General features: G+C 36.6%; 4 protein-coding genes and 3 tRNA genes. 5 read left to right on the top strand and 2 right to left on the bottom strand.

What is annotated here, in order from left to right:
• Positions 1-70 precede the first annotated feature (70 nt).
• Positions 71-556, top strand: coding sequence for a hypothetical protein (locus tag PHH50_03765; GenBank protein ID MDD3729395.1), 486 nt, complete (start codon positions 71-73; stop codon positions 554-556).
• 5 nt (positions 557-561) lie between these two features.
• On the opposite strand, the gene PHH50_03760 is transcribed toward PHH50_03765, so the two are convergent.
• Both PHH50_03760 and PHH50_03755 read right to left on the bottom strand, forming a co-directional pair.
• On the bottom strand, positions 562-1,053 hold the full coding sequence (locus PHH50_03760; protein MDD3729394.1) for a hypothetical protein: 492 nt from the start codon (positions 1,051-1,053) through the stop codon (positions 562-564).
• 6 nt (positions 1,054-1,059) lie between these two features.
• A tRNA-Arg gene (locus PHH50_03755) sits at positions 1,060-1,131 on the bottom strand.
• 132 nt (positions 1,132-1,263) lie between these two features.
• Between PHH50_03755 and PHH50_03750 the strand changes: the two genes are divergently transcribed.
• The 4 genes from PHH50_03750 (at position 1,264) to PHH50_03735 (ending at position 4,302) form a co-directional block, all read left to right on the top strand.
• A tRNA-Ser gene (locus PHH50_03750) sits at positions 1,264-1,353 on the top strand.
• Positions 1,354-1,380: 27 nt separating this feature from the next.
• The gene (locus PHH50_03745; protein ID MDD3729393.1) at positions 1,381-1,773 is read left to right on the top strand and encodes a hypothetical protein; all 393 of its coding nucleotides are present in this window, start codon (positions 1,381-1,383) and stop codon (positions 1,771-1,773) included.
• Positions 1,770-4,187: a type IV secretion system DNA-binding domain-containing protein gene (locus tag PHH50_03740; GenBank protein ID MDD3729392.1), complete on the top strand. Its 2,418-nt coding sequence runs from the start codon at positions 1,770-1,772 to the stop codon at positions 4,185-4,187. Before PHH50_03745 ends, PHH50_03740 begins: the two co-directional genes overlap by 4 nt.
• Positions 4,188-4,216: 29 nt before the next feature.
• Positions 4,217-4,302, top strand: a tRNA-Ser gene (locus PHH50_03735).
• The last annotated feature ends 1 nt before the right edge of the window (position 4,303 follow it).

Raw genomic sequence — 4,303 nt, 5'->3', positions numbered from 1 at the left:
AAACCCTTGACAAGATTCTATTTTTGGTTTACAATGTAGCCATAACCCCTTAGGGGGTTTTTAAATAAAAATGGAAAGCAGTAGTTATAGAAAAAGACCTCTTTTTGCCATCATTGTTTTCACGGGGGTCATCATAATGGTATTGCTGTTAATTTTTTTGAGGGAGAAAGAAAAAGAAGAAATTTATCCTATATCCTATCTTGGAGAGGGCAGTTATTTTGTGGAGGGAAACAGCATAGTTGCTCCCAATAACGCCTCTATTTTTTCGCCTCCTTCCGTAAAGAAAATAAGAGCTGTTTTAACCGCTTATTCAAGTTCTATTGATGAAACATGGGGAGATCCGCATATTACTGCAAGCGGAGAGAGAGTAAGAGACGGCGTTGTTGCGAATAATTGTCTTTCTTTCGGAACTATTGTTGAAATCGATGGAATGTTTTTTGAGGTTTTAGACAGAAAAAACTCAAGATATGGTTGTGAATGGTTTGATATATGGCAGGAGAGCAAAGAAAGCGCTCTTCAATTCGGGATTAAAAGGGACTATATCAAAGTTTATTAAAACTCTTAAAAAGCCGAAGATATTAGTTTGCCGGCGTAAAAAGTGAGGGTTATAACAATACTTGCAATAAAAAGATGCTCTATTACTATGTAGAGCTTCTTTGTTTTTGGAAATAGCGGGAGATTCCAGCTTACCAGTCCTATTACAAAAAATCCCCAGATGATATTTACGATAATTGCCGTTTTGAGAGAAAAAAGGGCGGCCGGAATTATAAAAGTGAGTATAAAAAAGAATTTAAAGAAAAAACTTGATGCGGTTGAAAGCCATATAACTGTTTTTGACTTTGGATCGTCTATTTCCCTTGAAACATGAAATCCCAAAGCGTCGGAAAAAGCATCAGCTATCGCAACTGTTATTATTCCTCCGATAACAACAGATTTCATATAAGTCCCGGAATAAAGACCAACCATAATACCGAGAATCGTAATCGTACCCGAGGCCAGGGCAAAATTAAGGCGATTTCTTATTATCTTTATTATTTTTTTTGCCTGTATCATATTTTGTGCTCCCGGCAGGAATCGAACCTGCATCAAGGGATCCGCAATCCCTCATTTTGTCCATTAAACTACGGGAGCTATTTGAAGCGCTAATTTATTCATTTATAACATAAAGCGGGAAATCTTTCCATTATATTAATATAAACGGATAGACAAATTTTTTTTGCATGTTAAAATGGGCACAAGGAGGTGAAAAGAGAAGATTCAAAAGGAGGAGTGAGGGCGAACGGCAAGCCCGCACCCTGCTAAGGTGTTACCCTAATTTAGGGTGTGTGGGTTCGAATCCCACCTCCTCCGCCAAATAAATTTGTAAAAAAAGACAAAAATATGAGCATAGAAAAAGAAGATTTTTTACCAGCAAAGAAAGAAGAAAATAAAGAGGAAAGAAGCGAAAAAGATAAAATCTCTGAAAAGCTGCCTGTAATTGAAAAAGATAAAGAAAAAGAGAAGCAAATCAGGGAATATTTGTCAAAGCTTAAAACTTCCGTGTCTTCCAGTCCTGTTTCTACAAGAGATGAAAAAGTGGAAATTGAAAATCTTTCTTCCGGCGAACAAGTTGGCGCTTTAATTTCTCTTGCTTTTGAAAAAGGGCTTAAAGAAGCAACATCAATTGCCGTTTCTCTTGATAATCCGGCAATAATTGATGAATTCCATGATGCTCTGATAGACCAGCATTATAATGAGCTTGTTGATAAAAAAATAATAGAAGAACCAAAATGATAGAATTATTCTTTTCTTTGGCTTTATTCTTTCTTCTTTTTATTTCTCTTTTTTTATTTTTTTTCTTTAGAAAAAGGAACTATTTAAATGACATAAAAAGAGGGATGAATTTTGAATTGTTTTTGGTATCTCTTCCAAGAGACATTGAAAAAGAAAAAGAAGAAAAATCCTCTCTTGAAGAATATTTCGGGAAAGTTGAGCAATTTTTCAATTCTTTGCACGGATTCAAAAAAAAGCACTTTTTTGTTTTTGAAATTTCCGTTCACAGAACAAGCGAAGAAATCTATTTTTATGCAGCTTGCCCGAGAAAGATAAAAGATTCGTTTATAAAACAAATACAAAGTTTCTGGCCTGATGCCGAAGTTTCTCCGACTTCCGATTACAACATATTTAATTTAAAAGGAGAATCTTCCTTTCTGCAGGGATCTCTTGCAAAACCTCCGGTTCTTCCTCTTCGCAGTTATAAAGAATTCAGAAGCGATCCCATTTCCGGATTAACAAATGTACTTACCAAGCTAAAAAAAGAAGGAGAAGGAGCTTCTATTCAAATAATACTAAGGCCTTCCGGAAAAAACCTCAGGGGTGAGGGGAATAAAATAATAGACCTCTGCTATAAAGGAAAAAAGATAGGTTCTGCCGTTTCAACAAACAAAGCGGAATTGGCATTGAAATTTTTCGGGGATTTTATCGGAATTATTTTCGCTGGGCCTTCAAAAGAGAAAAAGCAAGAGGAAAAAAAGGAAATGGGTCCGATTGAACAGCAGGCAGTAAATTCTATTTCCGAAAAAATATCAAAACCTCTTTTTGAGGTGAATTTGCGTCTGGTTTCTTCAGCAGAAACAAAAGAAAAATCGCAAAGCATTATCTCCCAACTCCAATCATCTTTTGAACAATTTAATTCTCCGGATTTAAATAAGATTGTTTTTAAAAGCCCTTCTTCAAAAGCAAAAAAAAGGAAATCATTCTTCTCTTTCTCTTTCCGTCTTATGAGCGGAAAAAAAATGCTTCTTTCTTCAAGCGAAATGGCTGGAATTTTTCATTTTCCTTCATCTTCCATTATGACGCCGCATATTGCGAGAGTTAAAACAAGACAAGCGCCTCCTCCTTCAAATTTACCTGAAGACGGCATTATTCTAGGAAAAAACATTTTTAGAGGAGAAGAGAGGTTGATAAGAATGAAAAAAGAAGACAGAAGACGGCATTTGTATGTTGTAGGTCAGACCGGTACCGGAAAGTCGGCTCTTTTTATGGAAATGGTCCGCCAAGATATGGAAAACGGAGAAGGACTGGCGCTCGTTGATCCTCATGGTGAACTTGCCGAAAAAGTTTTAACATATATTCCAAAAGAAAGAGTTGATGATGTTGTTTATTTCAATCCTTCTGATATGGAAAAGCCGATGGGGTTAAATATGCTTGAGTATGACACTTCTTTTCCGGAGTCTAAAACTTTTGTTGTTAATGAACTGATTGAAATATTTGAAAAGCTCTATAACATGAAAGCTCATGGTTTTGGAGGGCCGATGTTTGAACAGTATATGAGAAATGCTCTCCTTCTTGTTATGGACGATCCAAATTCAGGAAGCACCCTTATAGAAATACCCAGAGTTTTAGCCGATGTCAATTTTAGAAAATACAAACTTTCAAAATGCAAAAACATAGTTGTTAAAAACTTTTGGGAGCTTGAGGCCGAAAAAGCAGGAGGAGAGGCCTCTCTTGCTAATATGGTTCCGTATATAACAAGCAAAATGAACGTTTTTATCGCCAATGATATCATGAGACCGATTATTTCACAGCAAAAATCCTCTTTGAACTTTAGGGAAATAATGGATAAAAAGAAAATTTTAATAATAAATCTTTCAAAAGGAAAATTGGGGGACATTAACAGCTATCTTTTAGGAATGATTATTGTGGGGAAACTTCTTATTGCCGCTTTTGCAAGGGCGGAAATTCCCGAAGAAGAAAGAAATGACTTCTATCTCTATATCGATGAATTTCAAAATATTACCACAAAAACCATGTCTTCAATCTTGGCGGAAGCGAGAAAATACCGTCTCAATATGATATTTGCTCATCAATACATAGCCCAAATTGAAGAAGATATCCAAAAATCCGTTTTTGGAAATGTCGGTTCTATGCTTTCATTCAGAGTCGGGCCAGAAGACGGGAAATTTTTAACATCGGAATTCCAGCCGTCTTTTAACGAAAATGACCTTGCCAATTTTGATAATTACAATGGGGCTTTGCGCCTTCTTATAGGCGGAATGGTTGCAAGGCCGTTCAATTTAGCGACATTTCCCCCAAGAGAAGGAAATGAAGAAATGAAGAAAGTTGCCAAAGAGCTTTCGCGGCTCAAATATGGCAAAAGGAGAGAAATTGTTGAAACCGAACTTGAAGAAAGGTTGAAAGGATTTTAACAAAGTGGTATAAGGTGATAGCAACTTTTGGAGGGGTCGGATAACGGCTATTCCGCCGGTCTTGAAAACCGGTGTCCGTAAGGACTTGTGGGTTCGAATCCCACCCCCTCCGCCAA

This window comes from Candidatus Paceibacterota bacterium (assembly GCA_028697015.1).
Taxonomy (GTDB): Bacteria; Patescibacteriota; Minisyncoccia; order Minisyncoccales; family GWA2-38-27; genus JAQVFW01.
Note: the sequence above shows the minus strand (reverse complement) of the source record. Positions and strands in the feature narration are given on the sequence as shown.